Raw genomic sequence first — 22,876 nt, 5'->3', positions numbered from 1 at the left:
ATTGATGTTAATATACTTATCGGCTTTTCAGTTAATACTCTTTAATAATATAAAACTTTTTTGCAAACTTTTTATGAATATATTATAATGTTTTTTAATTAAATTTTGGAGGAGATTAATGAAATTACCGGCAAAGTTGGTAGAAAGAATAGCCGGTTCCATAGCAGATGAATTACTTAAAAAGCATATAGTGGAAGCTGATGATGAAAAGAAATTCAGGGAAGATATTTACAATATAATTTCCCAAGCAATAGAAGAAGAAAAACAGCTTGAAGAGGAGGCTGAAAGATTAGTTCAGGAGCATATGGAGATATTAGAATCGGAAGAAATCAGATACAGAACAGCTGTAATGAAAGTTAAAGAAAAACTTGCAGAAGAAAGAAATATCCATTTAGAACCGGAAGAAAGATTAAACCAAATAGCCCACAGAATAAAAAGATATTTAGAAACAGAACCATCTGTTGAGATATTTGAAGAACCAAACAAGATAAGAAGAATGGTGCATGAAAGATTAAAAGAGATAGTAAAACAAGAAAAAGAGATAGATAAGGAAGTAAGAAGTAGAATAAAATCTTATTCAAGGAAAATCTTAGAAGGAACTCCTGAATGGAAGATTTTATATAGCAGAATATATGAAGATGCTTTAAGAAGGAGAGGTTTATTATAGAAACTCCTTTTTAAAAAGAGGTGATTTTTGAAGGATTTGCCTTATTCTAAGAAAGGTTATGAGATATTTTTTAAGTTAAAACCTTTTATAAAAAAATTACTCAGAATAAAGGTAGAAGGTGCTGAAAATATACCGGTTGAAGGGGGATGTATTATTGCTTCAAATCATAGAAGCCATTTAGACCCACCGGTTTTAAATACAATTTCTCCAAGACCTATTTTATTTTTGGCTAAAAAAGAACTATTTGAAATTCCTGTTTTATCATGGTTTATAAAAAAAGCAGGGGCAATACCTGTTAAAAGAGATAACAGAGATTTAAATACATTAAAAACAGCTATAAAACTTTTAAAAGAGGGACATTGCATAGGAATTTTCCCTGAAGGAAGCAGAGCAAAACCGGGAGAGTTTAGAAAACCAAAATCAGGGATAGGATTTTTAATAGAAAAAGCAAAAGTTCCGGTTATACCTGTGCTAATAGAAGGCACAGATAAAGTACTACCTGTAAAGTCAAAATTTCCTAAATTATTTAAATATGATATTCATGTAAAAGTCGGAAAGAGAATTCATTTTGAAGGAATATCAAGTTATGAACATATTGCAGAAAAAGTTATGGATGAAATTAAAAATCTAAAAAGAGGTATCAACAATGGCTAATATAATAGTTGCAAAAACAGCAGGATTTTGCTTTGGAGTAAAAATAGCAGTAGATATGGCAAAAGAAGCCGGAGAAAAACTTGGCTCTGCTTATACAAATGGCCCGATTATTCATAATAAACAGGTTGTAGAGTTTTTGGAAAAATTAAATGTAAAAGAACTACCGGATAAATCTGTTTTAAAAGAAGGAGATACGGTAATTATCCGTTCCCATGGAGTCCCACCGAAAACAGAAAGAGAGCTAAAAAGCATAGGTGTAAATTTGCTTGATGCAACCTGTCCATTCGTTAAAAAAGTGCATGATAAAGTTAGACAACTTGCAGAAGAAGGCTATTTTGTGGTTATTATTGGAGAGGAAGGACATCCGGAAGTAATCGGAACTCTTGGACATCTTGAAGAAGTCGGAGGACAAGGAGTAGTAGTAGAAAATTTTGAAGATTTAGTAAAAAAACTCCCAAGAAGAAACAAAATAGGAGTAGTTGCCCAAACTACACAAAATGAAGATTTTTTCAGAGAAGCAGTAGGTTATATAGCAGAAAATAGCGATGAAGTAAAAATATTTAATACAATATGTGATGCAACATCTGTAAGACAAGAAGAAGTTAAACAAATTGCCCCAAATGTTGATATAATGATAATAATAGGAGGAAAACATAGCGGAAATACCCAGCGTTTAGCACAAATATCTAAAGCATTAAACCCAAATACTTACCATATAGAAAAAGCCGACGAATTACAAGAAGAATGGTTTGAAGGAAAAGAAAAAATAGGAATATCAGCCGGTGCATCTACACCGGATTGGATAATAAATGAAGTTGTAGAAAAAATAAAACAGATAAAAGGAGTTTAAAAATGGAAGAGTTTGAAAAATTAATTCAGCAATATGAAGCAGAAAGCTTTTATCAAAAAGGAGAAAAAATAAAAGGAAAGATTATTAAAATCCAAGATGATAAAGCTTATATAGATATAGGACAAAAGATAGAAGCAGTTATACCGGTAAATCAGATAGAAGGATATAAAGAAGGCGATGAGATAATAGCTATTTTTACAGGGAAAAAAGATAAAGATGGATACTTTATTCTTTCAAGAAAAGGCATAGATATACAAGAAAAAATAAAGTTCTTAAAAGAAGCTTTTGAGAAAAAATATAAATTAAGAGGAGAAATAGAAAAAGTATTAGAAAAAGGATATATTGTTGATATAAAAGGCTTAAAAGCATTTATGCCAAAATCAGAAAGCTCTTTAAATAAAGAAGAACAACTTTTTGAAAATATGCCGGTTGAATTTTATATAATAAATCTAAATACATCTAAAAAATATCCAAAAATAATCGTATCAAGAAAAAAAGTTTTAGAAGAAGAAAGAAAAGCAGAAAAAGAAAAATTATTATCTTTAATAAAAGAAGGACAGATAATAAAAGGAAAAGTTGTAAAAATAACAGATAAAGGTGCAGTTATAAATATAGATAATATCATTTATGCATTTTTACCAAAGCATTTAATCTCATGGGATAAAAATAAAACCTTAGAGCCAAATCAAGAGATAGAAGCCATTGTAAAAGAAAAAAAAGAAGATAAAATCATTGTTTCAATGAAAGATTTAGAGCCAAATCCGTATGAGAAATTTAGCATAGGAGATATAGTAGAAGCTCAGATAAAAGAAATAAATAAATATGGTTTAGTAGTAGTGGTAGATAATGCAGAAGGATTTATTCCTGCATCTCATACAAGCCATTTTGGTTATAATATGAAAAAATTCCAAATAGGACAAAAAATAAAGGCAAAAATAATAGAAATTGATAAAGAAAAAGGTCAATTAAAATTAAGCATAAAAGAGATAGAAGAAAATCCGGTAGAAAAATTTTTAAAAGAAAATCCCATAGGAAATATAATCAAAGCAAAAGTAAAATCTGTAAAAAATAAAATAGCATTTATAGATTTAGGTGAGATAGAAGGTATTTTAAGATTAGAAGATGCAATCTTTGGAAAAGAAGTTAAAGATTTAAACTCTATTTTAAAACCAAATCAAATTTATAAATTTAAAATCATTGGAACGCAAAAAGATAAGATAATAGTTGGATTAAAGCAGGTAAAAGAAGAAGCTTGGAATGAGTTTATAAAAAATCATAAAATAGGAGATGTAATAGAAGCAGAAGTTAAAAAATTAATAGATAAGGGAGCTTTTGTAGATATAAATGAAGATATAGAAGGATTCATCCCTGTCTCTGAAATTGCAATAGAAAGGATAAATATACCAAGTGATAAATTATCTTTACATCAAAAAGTAAAAGCAAAGATAATAGATATAGACGAAAAAAATAAAAAAATAAAATTAAGCATAAAAGCATTACTCTTGGAAGAAAAGAGAAAGGAAGAAGAGAAGAAAAAACAGGAAGAAGTAAAAGAAAAACAGGAAGAAACTAAAAAAGTAGAAGGACTTGGAACACTTGGGGATATATTAAAGCAAAAACTTGGAGATAAAAAATGATAGCATTTGAAGAAGCTTTAAAAATAATTCTTGAAAATACAAAAGAGATAGGAATAGAAAAAGTTGCTATAACAGATGCTCTTGGAAGAGTTTTGGCAGAGGATATTTTTGCAGATAGGGATATTTAATGAAAAAAGAAAATAAATCACCATTAGTAACGGCTGTTATGCCTGTTTATAATCATGAGAAATATGTAGCAGAGGCAATAAAAAGCGTTATTAATCAAGATTATGAAAACATAGAATTTATAATAATAAATGATGGTTCTACGGATAATACTCATGATGTTATTATGAGCTTTATAAATGAATGTAAAAATAGATTTGTAAGATTTGAATACAGGAATAGAGAAAATAGAGGGACTGCTGCAACTCTAAACGAAATGCTTGACTGGGCTAAGAGTAAATATTTTACACAGATAGATGCAGATGATATTATGCTTCCTGATAAAGTTTCTTTATTAGTTAATGAATTAGAAAATTTAGATGATAGTTATGCTGTTGCTTTTGGAGATAATAGCTTTATAGATGAAAATTCTAATAAAATTTATTTGGAATTTGGAACATGGAGAACTATATCGGCAGAAAAAAGAACTAATTCATTTTTAGAATTTCATACTTATGGAAGAAATATAAATTATAGAGATAAAGAAGTATTTGGAAGTTATAAAACATTATTAGCAGGTAATTATTTACCTGCTAATGGTTATTTGGCAAAAACTGAAAAAATAAAGGAAGTAGGTGGATGGTCTGATTGGAATACAATAGAAGATTGGGAGCTGTGGTTAAGGTTAGCGAAAAAATACAAATTTGCTTATGTTGATAAAGTTGTTGCTCTTTATAGGATGCATACAAATAAGAAAAGTATAGAAAAAAGAAAAAGAATCCTTTATGATATCCTAAAAATTTTGAATAAAGAGAAAGAATATGCATTTTCTAATGGTTTTGGAGATATTTGGCAATTTCATTATAGATTAATAAAAAAAATTTTGGTAATGGAAGGACATATATGAAAATCTCTGTGCTTATACCTACTTACAATAGACCACATTATCTTATTGAAGCGTTGGAAAGTATTTTAAATCAAACATTACAACCGGATGAAATTATTATTGCTGATGATAATGTGGATGATAGAGAAACTAATTTTAAAGCATTACTGCCATACTTAGAGAAATATCCACATATAAAATATGTTCAAAATATACATAGATTAGGTGGAGCCGGAAACTATAAAAATCTTTTTTATCTTGCAAGAGGTGAATATATAAAATATCTTGCTGAAGATGATATTTTATATCCGGAAAATTTGGAAAAGTTATCAAAAATATTAGATAGTGATGAAAATATAACCGTAGCCACTTCTGTAAGAGATGTTATAAATGAAGTTACCAAAGAAAAAATAGAAATCCCTGCAGCAACTCAAATCTTTCCGGAAGATACTATAATTGATGGAAAAATAGTTATAAAAAAATCCATAATAGATTCACAAAATTATATAGGTGAGTTTTCAACATATATGTTTAGGAAAAAAGATGTAGATTTTGAACTTTTTAAATGTTGTGATTTTGAATTTAAAGCAAATGCCGATTGGTTTTTATGGATGTCTTTGGCTAAAAAAGGAAAAGTTGCATATCTAACACAACCTTTATCAATGTTTAGATTTGGACATACTAATGAGCAATTATCAGAAGAACAAATGATAAATGGATTAAATGAACTACTTTTCTTTGTAAGCAATCAATTTCTAAACTATCTTGACATAGATATAGATATAAAAGATAAATTCAATGTATATGATAAACTTATAGGAAATTTACACTTTACATCTTTATCTCTGGCACAAAAGAATGAAGCAAATCAAAAGTTAATGAATATAAAAAATAAACTTTTATCAAAAATAAAAGAGGATATAAATAAATGCCAATATGAAGATAAAATAGAGCAAAATGTTTCAATTATTATAGTTACATACAACAATGAAGATACAATTTATCAATGTTTAGACTCTGTATCAAGGAATATGAGAAAAGATGATGAAGTTATTATTGTTGATAACAATTCAAGGGATAACACATTAAATATTGTAAAAAGTTTTAATGATAAAAGAATAAAAATTTTATCATTAAATGAAAATATAGGTTATTCAGCCGGTATAAATAGGGGTATTGAATATGCAAAGTATGATTTTTATATATTTTTAAATCCGGATACAATAGTAACAAAAAATTTTGTCCAAAAATTATTAGACCCACTTATAAATCATGGATATGCAGCATCTTCTCCTTTGAGCTCTTATGTAATTCCAAATCAGCATTTAAGATATTATTCTAAAATATCTATACTTTTTGAGGATTTATCTTATGATGAAATTTCGGATTATCTTGGATGTTTATATAAAGATGAGCCATATAAAGAGAGTAAATTATTAGTTGGTTTTTGTTTAGCAACAAAAAAAGAAATTGTAGATAAAATAGGTGGTTTAGATGAAGATTTATTTCTTGGAAATGATGATTTAGAGTTTTCTTGGAGATTACAGTTAAATGGATATAAACAGGCTATTGTTAAAAATTGCTTTATATATCATAAAGGACATGAATCTTTTAGAAAATCAGGTTCAATAGCAGAAAAACTTGTCGAAGAAAGCACAAATATTCTTGCACAAAAATTAGTTGATTATTACGGATATGGTAATGTTCCTACTCCGGAAAAATTATGGGGAATAAGCTGGTTTTGCCCTACAGATAAAAAATATGCTTTTATGTTTAAATATAGTGATAAAGATATAGATTTTAAAAAAGTAGAAGAAGAAATAAAGAATAACAAATATTCGGTAGCCATAATTTTGGTAAATTATAAAAACTGGAAAGATACAAAAGAGTGTGTTAATTCTTTAAAAAATTTAGATTATAAAAATTTTGCAATTTTTATTGTTGATAACAGCGAAGAAGATAAAGAAATTATTAAAAATTATTATAAAGATGAATATCAAATAATAGAAGAAAATGAAGAGATAAAAGATTTTTCTAAGCCGGTTGTTATCCTAACAGAAAATAAAGGATTTTCTCATGCCAATAATGTTGCTATAAAAAAGATAAAAGATAAATTTGATTATATATGGGTTCTCAATAATGATACTGTAGTAAATCCGGATACATTGAGCCATTTATTAGAAACTTCATTAAAAACAGATAATCCGGTAGTAACTTGCAAAATAAAAGATTTTCACCAAAAAGATAAAGTCCAATATAACGGAGTTATGGCTTCTTATATACCCATTGATGATACACCGGATAGAATTAAAGAAGCTAAATTTTTATCCGGTGCAAATCTACTTATGAAATCCAAAATATATGATGAGATAGGCTTATGGGAAGAATGCTACTTTTTATATTACGAAGATAACGATATTCATCAAAGATTATTAAAAAAAGGTTATAAATTGATATATACTCCATATACCGAAATCTATCACAAAGGTGGCTCTACAATAGGAAAATGGAAACAAAATGAGCTTTCCCTCTATTATGCTATGCGAAATAGAGCTTTATTCATGAAAAAACATTACGGGGATATTGATGACAGTTATTTTATAGAGTTAGTTAAAGACTATTTTAATAATTATGTAGAAAATATTGGTAATCTAAGAACAATCTTTACGGTAGTAATAGATATTTTTACAGGCAAAACCGGAAAATCATTTAATCCGGATTTAATAATAAACTACAAAAGAAAAGATGAAGATAAATTAAGAGAAATTTATAAAGATGCACCCAAAGAATTGCTTGAATTATATGTAAAATGTATGAACAAACCAAGAGATAAAGAGCAGTTTACAGAATTAATAAAATTTGCAAGGAAAGGATATGGACAATAAAAGCAGAAAAGTAGTTATTACTTATGGTACATTTGATTTATTTCACATAGGACATTTAAATTTGCTAAAAAGGGCTAAAGAACTTGGAGATTATTTAATTGTTGGAGTATCTACGGATGAGTTTAATGAAATAAAAGGAAAAAAAACAATAATTCCTTATTCTCATAGAGCAGAAATTGTTGCCAACATAAAATGCGTTGATTTAGTAATTCCAGAATATTGCTGGGAACAGAAAATTAACGATATAAAAAAATATAATGTTGATGTATTTGTGATGGGTAATGATTGGAAGGGTAAGTTTGATTTTTTGAAAGAATACTGTGAGGTTGTTTACTTAGATAGAACGAAAGATATTTCTACTACTCAATTGAAACAAACATTAAAATCTCTTTCAGTTTCAAAATTCGAAATTATTAAAGCAATAGAAATTTTAGAGCAATTAAAAAGGGACTTAGATTAATACAAATTTAAGATAAAAGAACCACAAGTTTGGAAATTAAAAATTATGTTTAATATTAAACTTTGTTAATTGATTAAAATCAATAACTTTTCTATTTTCGAACTGATATTAGATAATATTAAAATCCTTTTTTATAGATTCAATTATTCTTTGAGAAGGAGTTTTATCTTTAAAAAATGGATAAATGTTTTCTTCTAAAAATTTTTCTCTAACTGTTTTTTTAACATCTTTTTTACCTTCAATTAAACTCTTTATAAAATTGTCAATATCTTCTTCCTTATAGGCATGATAACAAGCTTCAAAAGCTTTCAATCCAAAAGAGTTAAAATATTCCTTTATATTACTATTTGCTACTAAATATAAAACCGGCTTATTTACATATAGGTATTCTGCTAAGAAAGAACCGCAATCATGAATCATTGCATCTGAAGTTAGAAATAAGTCTATATATTCTCCACCTTCACTTATCTGACAATTTGGATGTTCTTCCCAAAACTCCCAATATTTTTTTGTTTTATATTCTCCCCAATCCTTGTATTTTATCAATTTTTCTTTGAGAAGAGGGTGAGGTCTAAATACCCACTGTACTTCATCTTTATATTTTTCAACTAAATTTTTCATAAACTCTGAGTATCTTAAAAATGTAGATAAAGGAAGTTCTTGATAATTAAAGGTATGATGTGGAGCATAAATAATTCTAATTTTTTTCTTTTTTTGAGGTTTCCATACATCCACTGGTACATAATTTTTATCAATTAATTTTTCTGTTGCAGGATAACCTGTCACTTCTACATTTATACCCTTATTATCGGAATATTTTTGATGAATTATTAAATCATCTTTGTGAGGAGTAAAAATTTTAAATACGGCATTATGAAATAATTGATTGTATTGTGGATAATAATTTCCATAATTTGATATTTGGTGTGAATATGGAACATAATAAGAAATATAATTTATAAACAATTCTTCATAATATTCATAATAAGTTAGTTTATGAGGATTTGTAAAAAATACAATATCCGGATTTATTTCTTCCTTTATATTAACCCAAGAATCACTTTCTTTTTTATATGAACTTATTATTTGTACAGGTAAATTCATGTTTTTTATATGTTCAAATTCTTCCTCTATTTGTTCTATCATAGATTCTTTATCTTTAAGTGTATAAGGATTGACCATTATTATAGGCTCAAAAGTTTTATCATTTATCATTTCTCTCAAAACATTTAAAGATTTAAACCCACTACTATGCATAACTATAAATAATACTTTTAATGGTAATTTCTTATTTGAATGATATTTTTTTATTCTTGATAAATTTTGAAATCTGATTTTTTTTATTAAAATATTTTTTATATTTTGAGAACCTGTTAACCAATAAGCCTCTATTAATTTTTTCAAGGCATCCATCATAAACCTCTATTTATACTTTACATAACTTCAAATAAATAAATTTTATCCTATTAATCTTTTTACTAATTTTTTAACTTTTTCCTCATTACCGGTTAATTTTGCTAAATCTACTAAATTTCTAAGTATATCTTCATCTATAGGATTCATTGTAAAAGCTTTATGGAAAAATCTATAAGAATTTATTAAATCTTGTTTATAATAAAAAATCACACCGAGAATATTATAAATCATAGCACCTTTATAATACTGTATAACCTCATTTATCATTGATAGAACATCATCAAGTTTATTTTCAAGGACTGATTTTTCAAGAAGATTTATTATCTGCTCTGCTTGTGATATTTCTTGGGTTATCGCTTTTATCTCATCTTGATTTAAACCTTGTTCCTGCGATACCAACTCTTTTGCTTTATCAAATAATCCCATATAAACATAAGCTTTTATTAATTGTTTTAATGTATGTTTATTATGAAAAGATAATAAAGCTTTTCTGTAAAATTCCGTTGCATTGAAGAAATCATAATAATTTGATAATCTATCTCCTATTATGGTATATGCAGTAGCCAATGCAGAGTTCTCATCTTCCCAATTGATATTTTTAAATATCTCTTTTAAATCATAAATTTCTAATAAATCTCTAATAGCTTTTGCTCTATAAGATGTATCTATAAAACTATCTTTCTCATTTATAGTTATAAAGCTAATATCAGAACATTTTAGTTTTAAATTATTCAGATTTTTATATATCTTTTCATAAAATTCAAAATCATCAAAATCTTCATTAAAATCTTTTACAGTCTGATTTTTTGTCAAAACTCCAAACTCCGGCAAAAAATTTTCAATACTTAATGTTTGTAAAATATCTTTTTCTCTACCGTAAAAATCCGGATACATATTTATAGATTTATCACCTTGAAGATTTTTATAAACAGAGTTAGGATATATTATATCAGCATCTTTATATTCATTTGCTACTTCCACAAGCTCATCTATAGTAAAATCATCAAGTTCTGAAAAATCAGAAAGCCATAAAGTATATTCAGAATCTATCTTTTCTAAGGCTTTATTTCTCAAAAATGCTTTATTATCAGAGTTTATCTCCAAATATTCCACATCAAGTTCTGTGTTAATATCTTCCGGTTTTTTTCCAACAATCACTATCTTATCAAGATTATCTATTTCCATACTTTCTTGAATAATGTCTAAATTTTTTTGCAGTTTTTGGTTATCATTATACAAATTTAAAATAGCCACAGAAAACATATAAAAATCCTCCTTTTAGCTTATTTGCATATTGTTTATATACTTTTGCTCTAATTTTTTTCCTTCTATAGATTTTATCATCTCTTTTTGTTTTTCAGCAAGGAGATTTAATAGATTATTTATTTTATCTAATAATAATTTTTTATCTTCTTCCGGTAGAGAGTTTATGTCTATATTAAAAACAACCGATGATAATCTCTCAATGTTTTCTTTAAAATTATTAAAATCAAAATTTTTTTGAGCTAAAATTACAAGTACATCATCAAATAATTTATCTAATTCATCTTTCAATATTAACCCCTTATATTTTATCTTTTATTCCTATCCAACCTTCATTTAGATTTTTTAATACCTTTATACTTTCATCTATTTTTTCTACGCTGTTTTCAGCATTGGCTATAGTTATATGTTTCATCAAGAAGGTATATATATCCCTTAAATTTTGAGCTATTTCTTCTCCTTTCTCCATATCAAGAATAGCATTCAGATAGTTTATAATATCTAATGCTTTGTTAATATTGTTTATTTTAGATTTAATATCATTATTTTTTATATCCTCTTTTGCTCTTTCCAATGAGATAATTGCTTTATCATATAACATAATTATCTGGTCTAATTTTGAAGCAGTTGATATATTACTTTCTAAATATGCTTCATAAGGATTTATCATATTATCTCCTTTTAACCGTTATTACTTTTATTTAAAAATGTAGCCGAGATAGTTGTTCCCAAACTTTGATATTGTTGCATTATATTTTGCATATATATAAATTGCTGTTTTAAATTATCCATTTCGGAATTAAGTCTATCTTGCAAAGACTGGATAGTTTCATTTATACTGTTTATTTGGTTATCATAAGATACAGATTTTTGCTGAATAATTCCATCAATTCCGGTTATATACAACATATAATTGAAAAGATTATTTTTAACTTGAGATATATTAGTTTTTAATGTATCAAGGTTGGTAGATATTTCTGCATCTAATTTTGTATTATCTACAGATAAATGTCCGGTATGATAATCAAAATTTAAAATTCCTTCTGTTAAAAGTGGTTGTAAACCGTTAAATATTTGGTCAGTTATACTGTTTAAAGAATATTCACCGGATAAAACACCATCTTTACCTGTATTCGTAGATATAAAATCAACTATTTTATTATATTTATCTACTAAATTTGATATGGTTTGTTTTAAACTACTATAATCATTAGAAACAGATATATTTGAACTACCGGTAGATAATGCAGTTATAGATAATCCGGGTATTAAGTTGTTAAATGTGTTATTACTACTTGTTATTGTGTTACCGTATAATGTTATTTGAGAGTCTTGTGCTTGTTGCTTTTGATATATACCACCTATTGCTGCTGCCAAGGAAGAAGAATCAGATAAAGAATCTACCATACCGGTTATATCATTATTTGCTCCGGTATCTTTACTTGTTACCATTAATCTATATTTTGAGCCATCATAAACAATAGAACCTATAATTTCTCCGTTTGATGCAGAAGTTATAGCATTTGCTATATCGTTTAGAGATTTTGTGTTATCATAATTTATATTTATACTTTTGGTACCATTCGCATAATTGATTGTAAGGGTTCCATTTCCAAGAGTAGTGATAGGAGCATTTGCATCTGATACTCCGCTATTACTCAGCCAAACAGCATTTTTAGCAAGCTGATTTACTGTTAAATCTATATTTGTAAGATTTAATTTAGTAGTATCTGTTACCACTGCAGATACAACATTCTGATTTGAAACAGAAACATTTTTATTGTTAAATATCGTAGAGTCTGTTAAGGTATTAAAAGCATTTTTAAAATCATTTACAAGAGAACCAAGCTGATTTATAGCAGATTTTTTATTACTTATATCTGATTGTTGGGATTGATAATACAAAATTTGCTGACTTTTTATCGTTTGCATCATCTGAAGTATCTGATTTATATCTATATTTCCTACCAAATTTCCAACAGTTATTTCTCCAGCCATGATATATTACCTCATTTATTTTAGATTTCTTTTTTAAATAAAACACCAATCATTTCTTCTATTTTTTTCATTATTTTTAATATTTCTTCCGGTGGTATCTGTTTTATTACTTCATTTGTTTTTTGGTCTATTATTTTTACAATTGGCTGATGTAAATCTTTATCAATTTCTATTTTTAGATATTTTGAGTAATACTCAAATTTTTGTTTTAAATTATCCATTAATTCTTTTAATTGTTTTTCATCAAGATTTTTTATTTCTTCTTTTTGATTTAATTGTTCTTGATTATTATCTATTTGAGCTTGAGGTTGCTGGAGTTTTAAGTTTTCTTTTGAGTTATTGCTACCTTGGACAAGGTTAGTATCTGTTAGATTTGTTATAGCCTTTATTTCCATGGCTTATACTCCATTTGTTTTAAAATTACCGGTAGGGGAAAAACCTACCGGTATACATAATTATATTATCTAAGTAATTGTAAAACAAGTTGATTAGATTGGTTAGCCTGAGCAAGCATAGCAATACCGGACTGCATAAGTATTTGATATTTAGTAAAGTTAGACATTTCTTCAGCCATATTAGCATTTCTGACTCTGTCATAAGCTGCATTTGTATTAATTCTTTGTGAATCGTTATTATTTATTATCTTTTGAAGTTCAATTTGGTAAGAACCAAATTGGGCTGCCATATCATCTACTGCTTTAATTAAAGCATCAACAGTAGAAACTGTAGCATTTGCCTGTGCTTGAGTTGTTACGTCTATTGTAAATCCAGTAGTTCCTATTGTAACCAAGCTTGCATTAATAGCAGATCCTCCAACAGTAATTGTACCTGCTGCAGTTATAGTATTAGATGCTGCTCCGGCAGTTGCAGTTGTTAATACAATTTCCTGATCCGTTCTTCCACCATAATGAATTGTAAATGTTTTTTGTCCAGAACTTGAAAATATATTTAACCCGTTAAATTCTGTATCCTTGAATATTTTAGCAATAGAATCAACAAGGCTATTTATATCCTGCTGGATTTGACCTCTTGAAGTATCGTCAGAAGTATTGGAAGCTTGGATAGCTTTTTGTTTAATGTCGTTTAAGATGTTATATACTTCTTTTAAAGCACCTTGTGCTATTTGAGCAATTGAGATACCATCATTTGCATTTCTTGTTCCTTGATCCAATGAAATTGAATAAGTTTTTAATTGGTCTGAAATGAAGTATCCGGCTGCATCATCTGCTGCAGTGTTAATTCTCATACCGGATTGAAGTCTTTGCATTGCTGTGTTCATGCTTTGCTCAGTTCTTGCCAAGTTTACCAAACCAAAATCTGTTTGGTAGTTGTAATTAATTTTTAATGCCATAGCACATACCTCCTTTTTGGAATTAAAATTTGATTTTATTATCGGAGATTTTTAAAAATTTTTTAGTTTTTCTGTCAGATTTTTTGAAAGTTCTGAAAATCCAAGTTTTTCAATGCTTTCTTTTAAAAGAGGTATTACAGAGCTATCTTTTGAAACTTCAAGATAATTTTTCAGATTGTAAAAAGCTTTTTCATAATCTTCTTTTTTAAAATATAATTTACCAAGATTTAGATTTATATCCGGATTATCCGGATTTATAATTTTTGCTTCTTCCAATATCTTTATCTGTTCTTCTATATCTTCTTTATTTTTTGCCAGTTCTATGAAAAATCTGTCATCATCTTGATATAGTTTTATAAATTTATCTAATAATTTTTCTGCCTTTTCTTTATCTATCTCTTTTTGAATTAAATAATAAACAAGGGCTGTATTTTTTCCTTTTGTTTCTTTCCAATATCTTTCTGCCATTTCAAGAAGCTCTTTTTTAGAACTGTATTTATCTATTTTTTCATAAATAACATAATTTATATTTATTATGTAATCGGAAATAACATTTTCCAATATACCAAGTTGCTTTATTTTATCCGATAAATAAACAAAATATAAAAATGTTTCTATGCTATCTTCTATTTTGTTTTCCTTTTCTTCTATCATTGCTTTTAGATAGATTATATCCGGATAATCTCCGAGTTCTTCCAAAAATTTATTAAGATATTTTTTTGCATTTTCTAAATCATCAAGCTCAAAATATGCTTTTATGGTATATACGAATATATGTTTGTAAAAAATTGTATTTTTATAATCCTGTGGATTTATTTCTTCAAAAAATTGCTGGGCATATTTTATTACCTCTTTTAGATAAAATTTGTCAAAAGCCGATAAAGTAGTATAACTTTGGACTATATAAAATAGATTTATAAAATAATCATAACTGTTTTTCTCTGTTTCTTTTAGCTCTTCAAATAATAGATTTAGATTTCTTTTTGCTTTTTCCTTTTGGGTAGATGCATCGCTATAACCATAATGCCTTACAAATATCTGGTATTGTGGAACCACTATCGTATTTGTGTTTATATTTACAACCCTTTCATGGATTTTTCCTACCCATTTTAAATAAGGTTTATTTCTATGAATATGAACTGTTGTGCTGATTGATTGAATTTTTCCATAAGGAGTCATATTTTTGTAATAAACCCTGAGACCTTCTATATTTTCATCTTTATGAATTTGGTTTATTATTAGTTGGAATTTTTTATATTCTTCTTCTTCCAGCTCCATATCGGCATCAAAAAACCATATCCAATCTGATGTTGCTTTATCTACTGCAAACTGTCTTGCATCTCCAAAACCTTTCCATTCTTTTTGATAAACTTTTGCACCATAGCTTTTTGCTATTTCTATTGTTTTATCTGTTGAACCGGTATCTACTAATACTATCTCGTCAAATTTTCCTTTTAGGCTTTCTAAAAGTCTTGGAAGATTTTTTTCTTCATTTTTTGCTATTATGCAGGCAGAAACTGTGGGGAATAGTTTTTCTTTCATTCTTCTTTCTTCAGCTGAGAAAGTTTAAAGCTAACAAGCTGTGGTGTTTCACAACAGCTTTTGATATTAACATTTGTTCTATTGACAATTTCATTATAAGCATCTACAAAGTTTAAAACTTTTCCACCAAATCCTTTTTGAAATTTTTCTGCATCTTCTTTATTTACAAATGGTATAACACTTGGGCTACAACAAGGTACAGCAGAACTACCTACTACATAATATGCATCAAGGGCAGATACCGGTTTCTCTGTTATAAAATCAAAGGTTAAAGCCGATACATCTTTATCTGCATATCTTTGGTGAAGCATCAAACCACAATGCTCACAGCAAGCTTCTACAACCTTCGTATTTTCTACTATTATTCTATAAGGGTGGGAACGGGTAATAGGCTTATTACATACCGGACAGGCTTTTAGATTTAAATTGGCTATATTTTCTTCTGTATTAAGAACCAAAGAAACGTGTTTTCTGATTATTTCTCCTTCTTTTTCTAACTGTCTTACATCTCTATATATGGTCATTTCTGAAACTTTGAATATATGGGCAAGCTCTTTGACGGTTACTTCCTTTTTTTCTCTAATTATTTCTAAAATCTGTTGTTTTCTATCCATATTTTTTCACCTCTCTTATAAACTTCCTTTTGTTGAAGGTATTCCTTTTCTTCTTTCATCTACGGATATAGCCTCTTTTAAAGATATTGCAAAAGCTTTTACGAAGCATTCTGCTATATGGTGGAGATTATGTCCTGCAAGCATTTTAAGATGCACCGTTGCATTTAGCGATAAAACTAATCCTTTAAAGAACTCTCCCATTAATTCAAAATCAAAATTTGTTATTTTCCCTCTTAATTTATTATCATCATAAAATAAAAGTGGTCTTCCGGATAAATCTATTGATGATAAAACAAGGGCTTCATCCATAGGGATTATTGCATATCCAAATCTTTTTATTCCTTTTTTGTCTCCAAGGGCTTCTTTTATAGCACTGCCTAAGACTATTCCAACATCTTCAACAAGATGATGATGGCTAACATGTATATCACCGGTTGCCATTATTTCTAAATCTATCATAGAATGATAAGAAAAACTTTCAAGCATATGGGATAAAAATCCTATTTGGGTATCAATTAAATGTTTTCCTGTTCCATCTAAATTTAATGATAACTCTATCTGGGTTTCTTTTGTTTCTCTTTTTATTGTTGCTTTTCTTTCCATTAGTTTTTCACCTCTTTTAATCTTTGGCTTTACCTAACATTCTATAATCTTCACCTGCTACCTCTATAAATTCGCACATATGTAAAAGCCTTGAAGTTATTGATTCTCCTATTCTTTCTCTTAATTGTTCTGGATTTTCTTTGGCTTCTATCTGTATATTTGATGTTATTATTATAGGCAATTCTTCATTATATCTGCTTGCAATTATATAATTTATAATATCCCTTGCCCAATCGGTAAGTCTTTCTGAACCAAAATCATCAAGAACAAGAATAGGTGTTTTTATTACCCTTTGCAGTAAGTCTTTATTTGAGGAGCTTACATCAAAAGCAGATTTTAAATCATTCATTAAGATTCTTGCATCGTAAAAAAATCCAATAATATTTCTTGTTTTATAAAACTCTTTTAAAATTGCAACAGCAAGATGGGTTTTCCCTACCCCCGGCTTTCCGTAAAAAAACAATCCTTTACCTTTTTTATAATCATTTTCATAAACATACTCTTGGGATATATTTTTCGCCTTTTTTTGCTCTTCTGATATAGGTCTAAAATTTTCAAAAGTTGCATCTGCATATCTTTTTGGTATATTCATTAATATATTAGCTTTTTTTTGGTATTCCTTTTCTTTACAATCGCACCTTACTACGCCTTCATCTGTTTTTATCCAGCCGGTATCATAACATTTATTGCATTTTATCTCTTCTATATCTTTTTTTAAAATCATTTTTCACCTTTTCTGATAGATAAATCTCCGGAATATATATATTTTATTCCTTTTTTTGTTAAAATAGTAGCAAATCCATCTTGATTTATATTAAGCAAAATTCCTTCTTCAATTATTTTATCATTTTCTATTATAACTATTTTTTCTCCTTTCCATAAAAGATTTTCAGATACAATCTGATGCAATCTATCCTTGTATTTATCAAAATCAAGATAAAGCTCTTCTATTTTTTGTAAAATATCATTTAAAATTTCTTTCCGGTCAAACTCTTTATTTTGCAGTATTTTTAAAGATGTGGCTATATCTTGCACATCTTTTAAATCATCTTTTGAATGGTTTATATTTATTCCTATTCCGGCTATTATTCTTGATATTTTATTATTTTCAATATCTGTTTCAAATAAAAATCCGGATATTTTTTTATTGTTAATATATATATCATTAGGCCATTTTATAAATACTTGTAAAGATATATATTTTTGAAGTGTATCTCTAACGGCTATCGGGAATATTAAGGATAATTTTGATAAATCTTTATTTTCAATATCTGGCTTTAAAACTATTGAGAAATATAAACCTTTATTTTTAGGAGAAATCCATTTTCTATTATTTCTTCCTCTTCCAGATGTTTGGCTTTCTGCTAATATAACAGTTCCATCTTCTAAATCTTTTGTTCTTTTTGCAAATAGATTTGTGCTATCTATCTCATCAAAATATATATAATTTTTGCCTATAAATTTTGTGTTAAATATTAAATTTTTCATCTATTTTCACTTTTTAAAAATTTTGCATATATTATATAATAATAGAGCCATAGCTTCCAGGCAGTCGCGGAAAGCTTTTTAGCTTTCTGAGGAAAGTCCGGACTCCGAAGGACAGGGAGCTGTCTAAAAGGCAGGTGGGGGCAACCTCACAGATAGGGCCACAGAGAATAGACAGCCAATCCGCCTACCTTATAAGTAGGGTCATGGAGGCAATGGTGAAACGGTGGGGTAAGAGCCCACCAGCAGTAGCGGTGACGCTACTGGCTCGGCAACCCTCTCCCGGAGCAATTCCAAGTAGGAGGGTGGGTGTGTCCGCCTATACCCTCGGGTAGGAAGCTTAGAGAAATGACTGCTAAAACAGAATCCGGCTTACTCGGAAGCTATGGCTTTATTTTGTTTTGAGGTGGCCTTGGATTGATTAAATTTTATATTATCTCAATTTTTCCTGAATTTTTTGAATGTTTTAAAAATGTTGGCATTGTTTCCCGTGCTATTAAATCCAACAAAGTCAGTATAGAGATAATAAATCCGAGAGATTTTGCTACCGATAAGCATAAAACGGTAGATGATGTTGTTTATGGTGGTGGCCCCGGTATGCTACTAAAACCGGAACCGATATTTAAAGCATTTGATTATATAAAAGAAAAAGGAGCTTTGCCTTATACATTAATCACAGAACCTTGGGGAAAAAGATTTAATCAAGATTATGCAAAATTTTTATCAGAAAAAAAAGAAATAGCAATAATCTGTGGCAGATATGAAGGAGTTGATGAAAGAGTAAAAACCCTTGTAGATGATGAAATCTCCATAGGAGATTTTATATTATCAGGAGGGGAACCGGCAGCAATCGTTATAATGGATGCAGTTATAAGATTAATTCCGGGAGCTTTGTCTGAAGAAGAAAGTTTAAAGGTAGATTCTTTTTCTGATGGTCTTCTTGGTTATCCAAACTATACAAGACCGGCAGAATTTAGAGGTATGAAAGTTCCACAAATTCTTTTATCCGGAAATCATAAATTAATCTCTTTATGGAGAAGATGGCAACAACTTAAAAGAACAAAAGAAAAAAGACCGGATTTATTACAAAAAGCAAATTTATCAGATTTAGATAAAAAAATGCTTGAATATGATAATTTTGAAGATTTTATAGAAAAAGTTAGGGTATAATTTTTTTATTAAAAAATTTTTGAGGTTAAAGATGAAAATTGCAATAGGAAGTGACCACGGCGGATTTTTTTACAAAGAGAAAATTAAAGAATATCTTAAATCTCAAAAGTATGAAATTATAGATAAAGGAACATATTCACCTGAGCCGGTTGATTATCCTTATTTTGGAGAAGAAGTTGCAAAATCTGTAGCAGAAAAAGAAGCAGAATTTGGAATTATAATATGTGGAACCGGTATAGGAATATCAATTGCTGCAAATAAAGTAAAAGGAATAAGGGCTGCATTATGCACTAATGAATTTATGGCAAGAATGGCTCGCTCTCATAACGATGCCAACATACTTGCCCTTGGTCAAAGGGTTATTGGCTTAGACCATGCATTTGCCATAATAGATGTATTTTTAAATACACCTTTTGAAGGTGGAAGACACGAAAGAAGGGTAAAACTTATATTAGATATAGAAAATCAAAATCTTTAACCATAGGAGGAAAAAAATTGCTGAAGCATTTAAAAGCAGTAGATGAAGAAGTATTTAAAGCTATTTCCAATGAATTTAAAAGACAACAAGAACATCTTGAAATGATAGCTTCCGAAAATTACACTTCCTATGCAGTAATGGAAGCCCAAGGTAGTGTTTTAACAAACAAATATGCAGAAGGATTACCTTTTAAAAGATATTATGGTGGCTGTGAGTATGTTGATATTGTAGAAGATTTAGCAATCCAAAGATTAAAAAAACTTTTTAATGCAGAACATGCAAATGTCCAGCCCCATTCTGGCTCACAGGCTAATCAGGCAGTTTTTTTCTCCCAATTACAACCGGGAGATACAATTCTTGGAATGAGACTTGACCACGGCGGACACCTTACCCATGGAGCAAAAGTTAATGTTTCCGGTATAGTTTTTAATTCAGTCCAATACGGCTTACATCCGGAAACAGAATTAATAGATTATGATGAGGTTTATAGATTTGCAAAAGAACATAAACCTAAGATGATTATAGCCGGTGCATCTGCTTATTCAAGGGTTATAGATTGGGCAAAATTTAAAGAGATAGCAGATGAAGTTGGAGCATTATTATTGGTAGATATGGCACATTATGCAGGACTTGTAGCCGGTGGTGCTTATCCTTCACCTGTTCCTTATGCAGATTTTGTTACTTCTACAACCCATAAAACTTTAAGAGGCCCAAGAGGTGGAATAATCCTTTGTAAAGAAAAATATGCAAAAGATATAGATAAATGGGTATTCCCGAGATTACAAGGTGGCCCTTTAATGCATGTTATAGCCGGTAAAGCCGTTGCATTTAAAGAAGCATTATCGGAAGAGTTTAAACAATATGCCCACCAAGTAGTTAAAAATGCTCAGGCTCTTGCAGAAGAGTTAAAAGCCCTTGGCCTTAGAATAGTTTCCGGTGGAACAGATTCCCACATGATGCTTGTAGATTTAAGACCATTAAATGTAAAAGGAAATCAGGCAGAAGAAGCTCTTGGAAAAGCCAATATTACCGTAAATAAAAATGCTATACCTTATGACCCGGAAAAACCTACAATAACATCTGGAATAAGACTTGGAACTGCTGCACTTACCACAAGAGGAATGAAAGAAAACGATATGAGAAGAATTGCCCAAAACATAGTAAAAGTATTAAAAAATCTTGATAATGAAAAAGTAATACAAGAAGTCAAAGAAGATGTTTTATCTTTATGCAGTAGTTATCCATTATATCCAGATTGGACAAAGGATTACCTACAGTAAAAATGGAAGAGAAAATTTTACCGTTTTATAAAAAAATAAATATTTTTACAAAAGCAAGTAAAGAAGCAAAGGATTTTGCCGTAAAAATAAAAAATTGGTTAAATCTACACGGCATAGAATCCAATATAACAGATAATCTTGCTGATTTAGAACATGAAGAATTTTTAAAAGATATAGATTTTCTTATTGTGGTAGGGGGAGATGGCTCTTTACTTATCTCTGCAAGAAGAGTAGCAAAATATGAAATACCTATAATAGGTATAAATCTTGGAAGACTTGGATTTTTAACAGAGATAAATGAAGATGAAGCCTTTGATAAATTAAAGCAGATATTATCAAAACCGCTGTGTATCTCTAAAAGAATGATGCTAAGGGCTACATTATACAGAGAAGGGAAAAAGATTTTAGAAGCAGATGTTTTAAATGATGTGGTTGTAAATAAAGCCATTCTTGCAAGAATAGTAGATGTGGCAGTATATGTGGGAGATAGATATATAACAACATATAACGGCGATGGGATAATAATATCAACTCCTAATGGTTCAACCGGATATGCATTATCTGCCGGAGGGCCTATTGTTTATCCTATGATGGAAGTGCTTCTTGTGGTTCCAATCTGCCCCCATACATTAACAGATAGACCTATTGTCCTTCCTACCTTAGAACCTATAACTATAAAGCTTGTTGCAAAAGAAAAAGATGCTTGGCTTACCCTTGATGGACAGGAAGGAACACAGCTAATGTATAATGATGAAATTGTAGTAAAAAAATCTCCATACTATGCCCATCTAATAAGAACACCTTATAAAAACTATTTTGATATTTTACGAGAAAAGTTAAATTGGAAATAGTAAGGCTAAAAGATATAAAAAAGATTTATAAATCAAAAAATGAAGAAGTAGAAGCATTAAAAAGTATATCTTTAACAATAAATGAAGGTGAAATGGTTGCAGTTATGGGCCCTTCCGGTTCAGGAAAAAGCACACTACTTCATATTATCGGTTTAATAGATACTCCAACAGAAGGCAGTATAGAAATAGATAATAAAGATGTTTCAAAACTGAATTTATCAAAATTTAGAAATGAATATATAGGGTTTGTTTTTCAGCTTTCTTATCTTTTACCGGAATTTACAGCTTTGGAAAATGTTATGATGCCACTTTTAATATCAAAAAAAGAAAAACCAAAAGAAAAAGCTATAAATATTTTAAAAAAACTTGGTTTGGAGCATAGGGTTAATCATAAACCTTCCCAGTTATCCGGTGGAGAGCAACAGAGGGTAGCTATTGCAAGGGCTATTGTAAATAATCCTAAGATATTGGTTGCTGACGAGCCAACCGGAAATCTTGATTCAGAAAATACAAAAATAGTTATGGAAATTTTTAAAAATCTAAACAAAGAAAAAAACACAACAATAATAATAGCCACCCACGATATAGAAGTAGCAAAAAATTGCGACAGAATAATCTATATAAAAGATGGAAAAATCCTTAAAGAAGAGAAAGCATTTGAAAGAGTATGATAAAATAGAA

At 28.7% G+C, this 22,876-nt stretch carries 25 protein-coding genes and 1 other RNA gene; 14 read left to right on the top strand and 12 right to left on the bottom strand.

What is annotated here, in order from left to right; genetic code table 11:
- Positions 1-118 precede the first annotated feature (118 nt).
- Genes QOR43_RS00195 through tagD form a run of 8 tightly spaced genes read left to right on the top strand, consistent with a single transcriptional unit; the run spans position 119 to position 8,144 of the window.
- A complete protein-coding gene (locus QOR43_RS00195; protein WP_265133730.1) occupies positions 119-667 on the top strand; it encodes a DUF507 family protein in 549 nt (182 codons plus the stop codon).
- Between the two features lie 27 nt (positions 668-694).
- Complete coding sequence (locus QOR43_RS00190; RefSeq protein WP_265133729.1) at positions 695-1,321, top strand: lysophospholipid acyltransferase family protein; 627 nt, start codon at positions 695-697, stop codon at positions 1,319-1,321.
- On the top strand, positions 1,314-2,171 hold the full coding sequence (gene ispH, locus QOR43_RS00185; RefSeq protein WP_265133728.1) for a 4-hydroxy-3-methylbut-2-enyl diphosphate reductase: 858 nt from the start codon (positions 1,314-1,316) through the stop codon (positions 2,169-2,171). Before QOR43_RS00190 ends, ispH begins: the two co-directional genes overlap by 8 nt.
- Before the next feature lie 2 nt (positions 2,172-2,173).
- Positions 2,174-3,808, top strand: coding sequence for a S1 RNA-binding domain-containing protein (locus QOR43_RS00180; RefSeq protein WP_265133727.1), 1,635 nt, complete (start codon positions 2,174-2,176; stop codon positions 3,806-3,808).
- Complete coding sequence (locus QOR43_RS00175; RefSeq protein ID WP_265133726.1) at positions 3,805-3,936, top strand: hypothetical protein; 132 nt, start codon at positions 3,805-3,807, stop codon at positions 3,934-3,936. Before QOR43_RS00180 ends, QOR43_RS00175 begins: the two co-directional genes overlap by 4 nt.
- Positions 3,936-4,820, top strand: coding sequence for a glycosyltransferase family 2 protein (locus QOR43_RS00170; protein ID WP_265133725.1), 885 nt, complete (start codon positions 3,936-3,938; stop codon positions 4,818-4,820). Before QOR43_RS00175 ends, QOR43_RS00170 begins: the two co-directional genes overlap by 1 nt.
- Positions 4,817-7,684: a glycosyltransferase gene (locus tag QOR43_RS00165; RefSeq protein WP_265133724.1), complete on the top strand. Its 2,868-nt coding sequence runs from the start codon at positions 4,817-4,819 to the stop codon at positions 7,682-7,684. The genes QOR43_RS00170 and QOR43_RS00165 overlap by 4 nt, the downstream gene beginning before the upstream one ends.
- Positions 7,659-8,144, top strand: a complete 486-nt coding sequence (tagD, locus tag QOR43_RS00160; protein WP_460173984.1) for a glycerol-3-phosphate cytidylyltransferase — start codon at positions 7,659-7,661, stop codon at positions 8,142-8,144. Before QOR43_RS00165 ends, tagD begins: the two co-directional genes overlap by 26 nt.
- 108 nt (positions 8,145-8,252) lie before the next feature.
- Here tagD and QOR43_RS00155 read toward each other — a convergent pair whose 3' ends face one another.
- From QOR43_RS00155 to QOR43_RS00100, 12 genes are all read right to left on the bottom strand, one after another.
- Positions 8,253-9,557 carry a CDP-glycerol glycerophosphotransferase family protein gene (locus tag QOR43_RS00155; RefSeq protein WP_265133723.1) on the bottom strand — a complete coding sequence of 435 codons (1,305 nt, stop codon included), beginning with the start codon at positions 9,555-9,557 and terminating at the stop codon, positions 8,253-8,255.
- A gap of 45 nt (positions 9,558-9,602) precedes the next feature.
- Positions 9,603-10,823 carry a tetratricopeptide repeat protein gene (locus QOR43_RS00150; RefSeq protein ID WP_265133722.1) on the bottom strand — a complete coding sequence of 407 codons (1,221 nt, stop codon included), beginning with the start codon at positions 10,821-10,823 and terminating at the stop codon, positions 9,603-9,605.
- A gap of 15 nt (positions 10,824-10,838) precedes the next feature.
- Positions 10,839-11,114, bottom strand: coding sequence for a hypothetical protein (locus QOR43_RS00145; RefSeq protein WP_265133720.1), 276 nt, complete (start codon positions 11,112-11,114; stop codon positions 10,839-10,841).
- A 10-nt stretch (positions 11,115-11,124) separates the two neighbouring features.
- Entirely contained in the window at positions 11,125-11,493 is a 369-nt protein-coding gene (gene fliS / locus QOR43_RS00140; RefSeq protein ID WP_265133719.1) for a flagellar export chaperone FliS, read from the bottom strand.
- A gap of 11 nt (positions 11,494-11,504) precedes the next feature.
- On the bottom strand, positions 11,505-12,821 hold the full coding sequence (gene fliD, locus QOR43_RS00135; protein WP_265133717.1) for a flagellar filament capping protein FliD: 1,317 nt from the start codon (positions 12,819-12,821) through the stop codon (positions 11,505-11,507).
- A gap of 20 nt (positions 12,822-12,841) precedes the next feature.
- Entirely contained in the window at positions 12,842-13,216 is a 375-nt protein-coding gene (locus QOR43_RS00130; RefSeq protein WP_265133715.1) for a flagellar protein FlaG, read from the bottom strand.
- Between the two features lie 65 nt (positions 13,217-13,281).
- On the bottom strand, positions 13,282-14,100 hold the full coding sequence (locus QOR43_RS00125) for a flagellin N-terminal helical domain-containing protein (RefSeq protein WP_460173983.1): 819 nt from the start codon (positions 14,098-14,100) through the stop codon (positions 13,282-13,284).
- 123 nt (positions 14,101-14,223) lie between these two features.
- Entirely contained in the window at positions 14,224-15,714 is a 1,491-nt protein-coding gene (locus QOR43_RS00120) for a tetratricopeptide repeat-containing glycosyltransferase family 2 protein (protein ID WP_265133711.1), read from the bottom strand.
- Positions 15,711-16,328 carry a DeoR family transcriptional regulator gene (locus QOR43_RS00115; protein ID WP_265133709.1) on the bottom strand — a complete coding sequence of 206 codons (618 nt, stop codon included), beginning with the start codon at positions 16,326-16,328 and terminating at the stop codon, positions 15,711-15,713. The genes QOR43_RS00120 and QOR43_RS00115 overlap by 4 nt, the downstream gene beginning before the upstream one ends.
- A gap of 15 nt (positions 16,329-16,343) precedes the next feature.
- Positions 16,344-16,931, bottom strand: coding sequence for an imidazoleglycerol-phosphate dehydratase HisB (gene hisB / locus QOR43_RS00110; protein ID WP_265133708.1), 588 nt, complete (start codon positions 16,929-16,931; stop codon positions 16,344-16,346).
- A gap of 16 nt (positions 16,932-16,947) precedes the next feature.
- Positions 16,948-17,655: an ATP-binding protein gene (locus QOR43_RS00105; protein ID WP_265133707.1), complete on the bottom strand. Its 708-nt coding sequence runs from the start codon at positions 17,653-17,655 to the stop codon at positions 16,948-16,950.
- Positions 17,652-18,419, bottom strand: coding sequence for a biotin--[acetyl-CoA-carboxylase] ligase (locus tag QOR43_RS00100; RefSeq protein WP_265133706.1), 768 nt, complete (start codon positions 18,417-18,419; stop codon positions 17,652-17,654). The genes QOR43_RS00105 and QOR43_RS00100 overlap by 4 nt, the downstream gene beginning before the upstream one ends.
- Before the next feature lie 49 nt (positions 18,420-18,468).
- Between QOR43_RS00100 and rnpB the strand changes: the two genes are divergently transcribed.
- The 6 genes from rnpB (at position 18,469) to QOR43_RS00070 (ending at position 22,866) form a co-directional block, all read left to right on the top strand.
- Positions 18,469-18,807: RNase P RNA component class A (gene rnpB, locus QOR43_RS00095), an RNA gene on the top strand.
- Positions 18,808-18,836: 29 nt separating this feature from the next.
- Positions 18,837-19,586 (top strand): tRNA (guanosine(37)-N1)-methyltransferase TrmD, encoded by a 750-nt coding sequence (gene trmD, locus QOR43_RS00090; protein WP_265133763.1) that lies wholly within the window; start codon positions 18,837-18,839, stop codon positions 19,584-19,586.
- Positions 19,587-19,617: 31 nt separating this feature from the next.
- Entirely contained in the window at positions 19,618-20,064 is a 447-nt protein-coding gene (rpiB, locus tag QOR43_RS00085) for a ribose 5-phosphate isomerase B (protein WP_265133705.1), read from the top strand.
- A gap of 17 nt (positions 20,065-20,081) precedes the next feature.
- Positions 20,082-21,344 carry a serine hydroxymethyltransferase gene (gene glyA, locus QOR43_RS00080; RefSeq protein WP_283571390.1) on the top strand — a complete coding sequence of 421 codons (1,263 nt, stop codon included), beginning with the start codon at positions 20,082-20,084 and terminating at the stop codon, positions 21,342-21,344.
- 2 nt (positions 21,345-21,346) lie between these two features.
- Positions 21,347-22,195: an NAD(+)/NADH kinase gene (locus QOR43_RS00075; RefSeq protein WP_265133704.1), complete on the top strand. Its 849-nt coding sequence runs from the start codon at positions 21,347-21,349 to the stop codon at positions 22,193-22,195.
- Complete coding sequence (locus tag QOR43_RS00070; protein ID WP_265133703.1) at positions 22,186-22,866, top strand: ABC transporter ATP-binding protein; 681 nt, start codon at positions 22,186-22,188, stop codon at positions 22,864-22,866. The genes QOR43_RS00075 and QOR43_RS00070 overlap by 10 nt, the downstream gene beginning before the upstream one ends.
- Positions 22,867-22,876 lie beyond the last annotated feature (10 nt).

The sequence above is a fragment of the Venenivibrio stagnispumantis genome (assembly GCF_900182795.1).
Lineage (GTDB): Bacteria > Aquificota > Aquificia > Aquificales > Hydrogenothermaceae > Venenivibrio > Venenivibrio stagnispumantis.
This window is presented reverse-complemented; position numbering and strand designations above follow the sequence as displayed.

Bases quoted from the DNA above. Each gene is read 5' to 3' on its own strand.
- QOR43_RS00195 (WP_265133730.1), top strand. From the start codon at position 119: ATGAAATTACCGGCAAAGTTGGTAGAAAGAATAGCCGGTTCCATAGCA.
- ispH (WP_265133728.1), top strand. From the start codon at position 1,314: ATGGCTAATATAATAGTTGCAAAAACAGCAGGATTTTGCTTTGGAGTA.
- QOR43_RS00180 (WP_265133727.1), top strand. From the start codon at position 2,174: ATGGAAGAGTTTGAAAAATTAATTCAGCAATATGAAGCAGAAAGCTTT.
- QOR43_RS00175 (WP_265133726.1), top strand. From the start codon at position 3,805: ATGATAGCATTTGAAGAAGCTTTAAAAATAATTCTTGAAAATACAAAA.
- QOR43_RS00170 (WP_265133725.1), top strand. From the start codon at position 3,936: ATGAAAAAAGAAAATAAATCACCATTAGTAACGGCTGTTATGCCTGTT.
- QOR43_RS00165 (WP_265133724.1), top strand. From the start codon at position 4,817: ATGAAAATCTCTGTGCTTATACCTACTTACAATAGACCACATTATCTT.
- QOR43_RS00155 (WP_265133723.1), bottom strand. From the start codon at position 9,557: ATGGATGCCTTGAAAAAATTAATAGAGGCTTATTGGTTAACAGGTTCT.
- QOR43_RS00150 (WP_265133722.1), bottom strand. From the start codon at position 10,823: ATGTTTTCTGTGGCTATTTTAAATTTGTATAATGATAACCAAAAACTG.
- fliS (WP_265133719.1), bottom strand. From the start codon at position 11,493: ATGATAAATCCTTATGAAGCATATTTAGAAAGTAATATATCAACTGCT.
- fliD (WP_265133717.1), bottom strand. From the start codon at position 12,821: ATGGCTGGAGAAATAACTGTTGGAAATTTGGTAGGAAATATAGATATA.
- QOR43_RS00130 (WP_265133715.1), bottom strand. From the start codon at position 13,216: ATGGAAATAAAGGCTATAACAAATCTAACAGATACTAACCTTGTCCAA.
- QOR43_RS00125 (WP_460173983.1), bottom strand. From the start codon at position 14,100: ATGAACACAGCAATGCAAAGACTTCAATCCGGTATGAGAATTAACACT.
- QOR43_RS00120 (WP_265133711.1), bottom strand. From the start codon at position 15,714: ATGAAAGAAAAACTATTCCCCACAGTTTCTGCCTGCATAATAGCAAAA.
- QOR43_RS00115 (WP_265133709.1), bottom strand. From the start codon at position 16,328: ATGGATAGAAAACAACAGATTTTAGAAATAATTAGAGAAAAAAAGGAA.
- hisB (WP_265133708.1), bottom strand. From the start codon at position 16,931: ATGGAAAGAAAAGCAACAATAAAAAGAGAAACAAAAGAAACCCAGATA.
- QOR43_RS00105 (WP_265133707.1), bottom strand. From the start codon at position 17,655: ATGATTTTAAAAAAAGATATAGAAGAGATAAAATGCAATAAATGTTAT.
- QOR43_RS00100 (WP_265133706.1), bottom strand. From the start codon at position 18,419: ATGAAAAATTTAATATTTAACACAAAATTTATAGGCAAAAATTATATA.
- rpiB (WP_265133705.1), top strand. From the start codon at position 19,618: ATGAAAATTGCAATAGGAAGTGACCACGGCGGATTTTTTTACAAAGAG.
- QOR43_RS00075 (WP_265133704.1), top strand. From the start codon at position 21,347: ATGGAAGAGAAAATTTTACCGTTTTATAAAAAAATAAATATTTTTACA.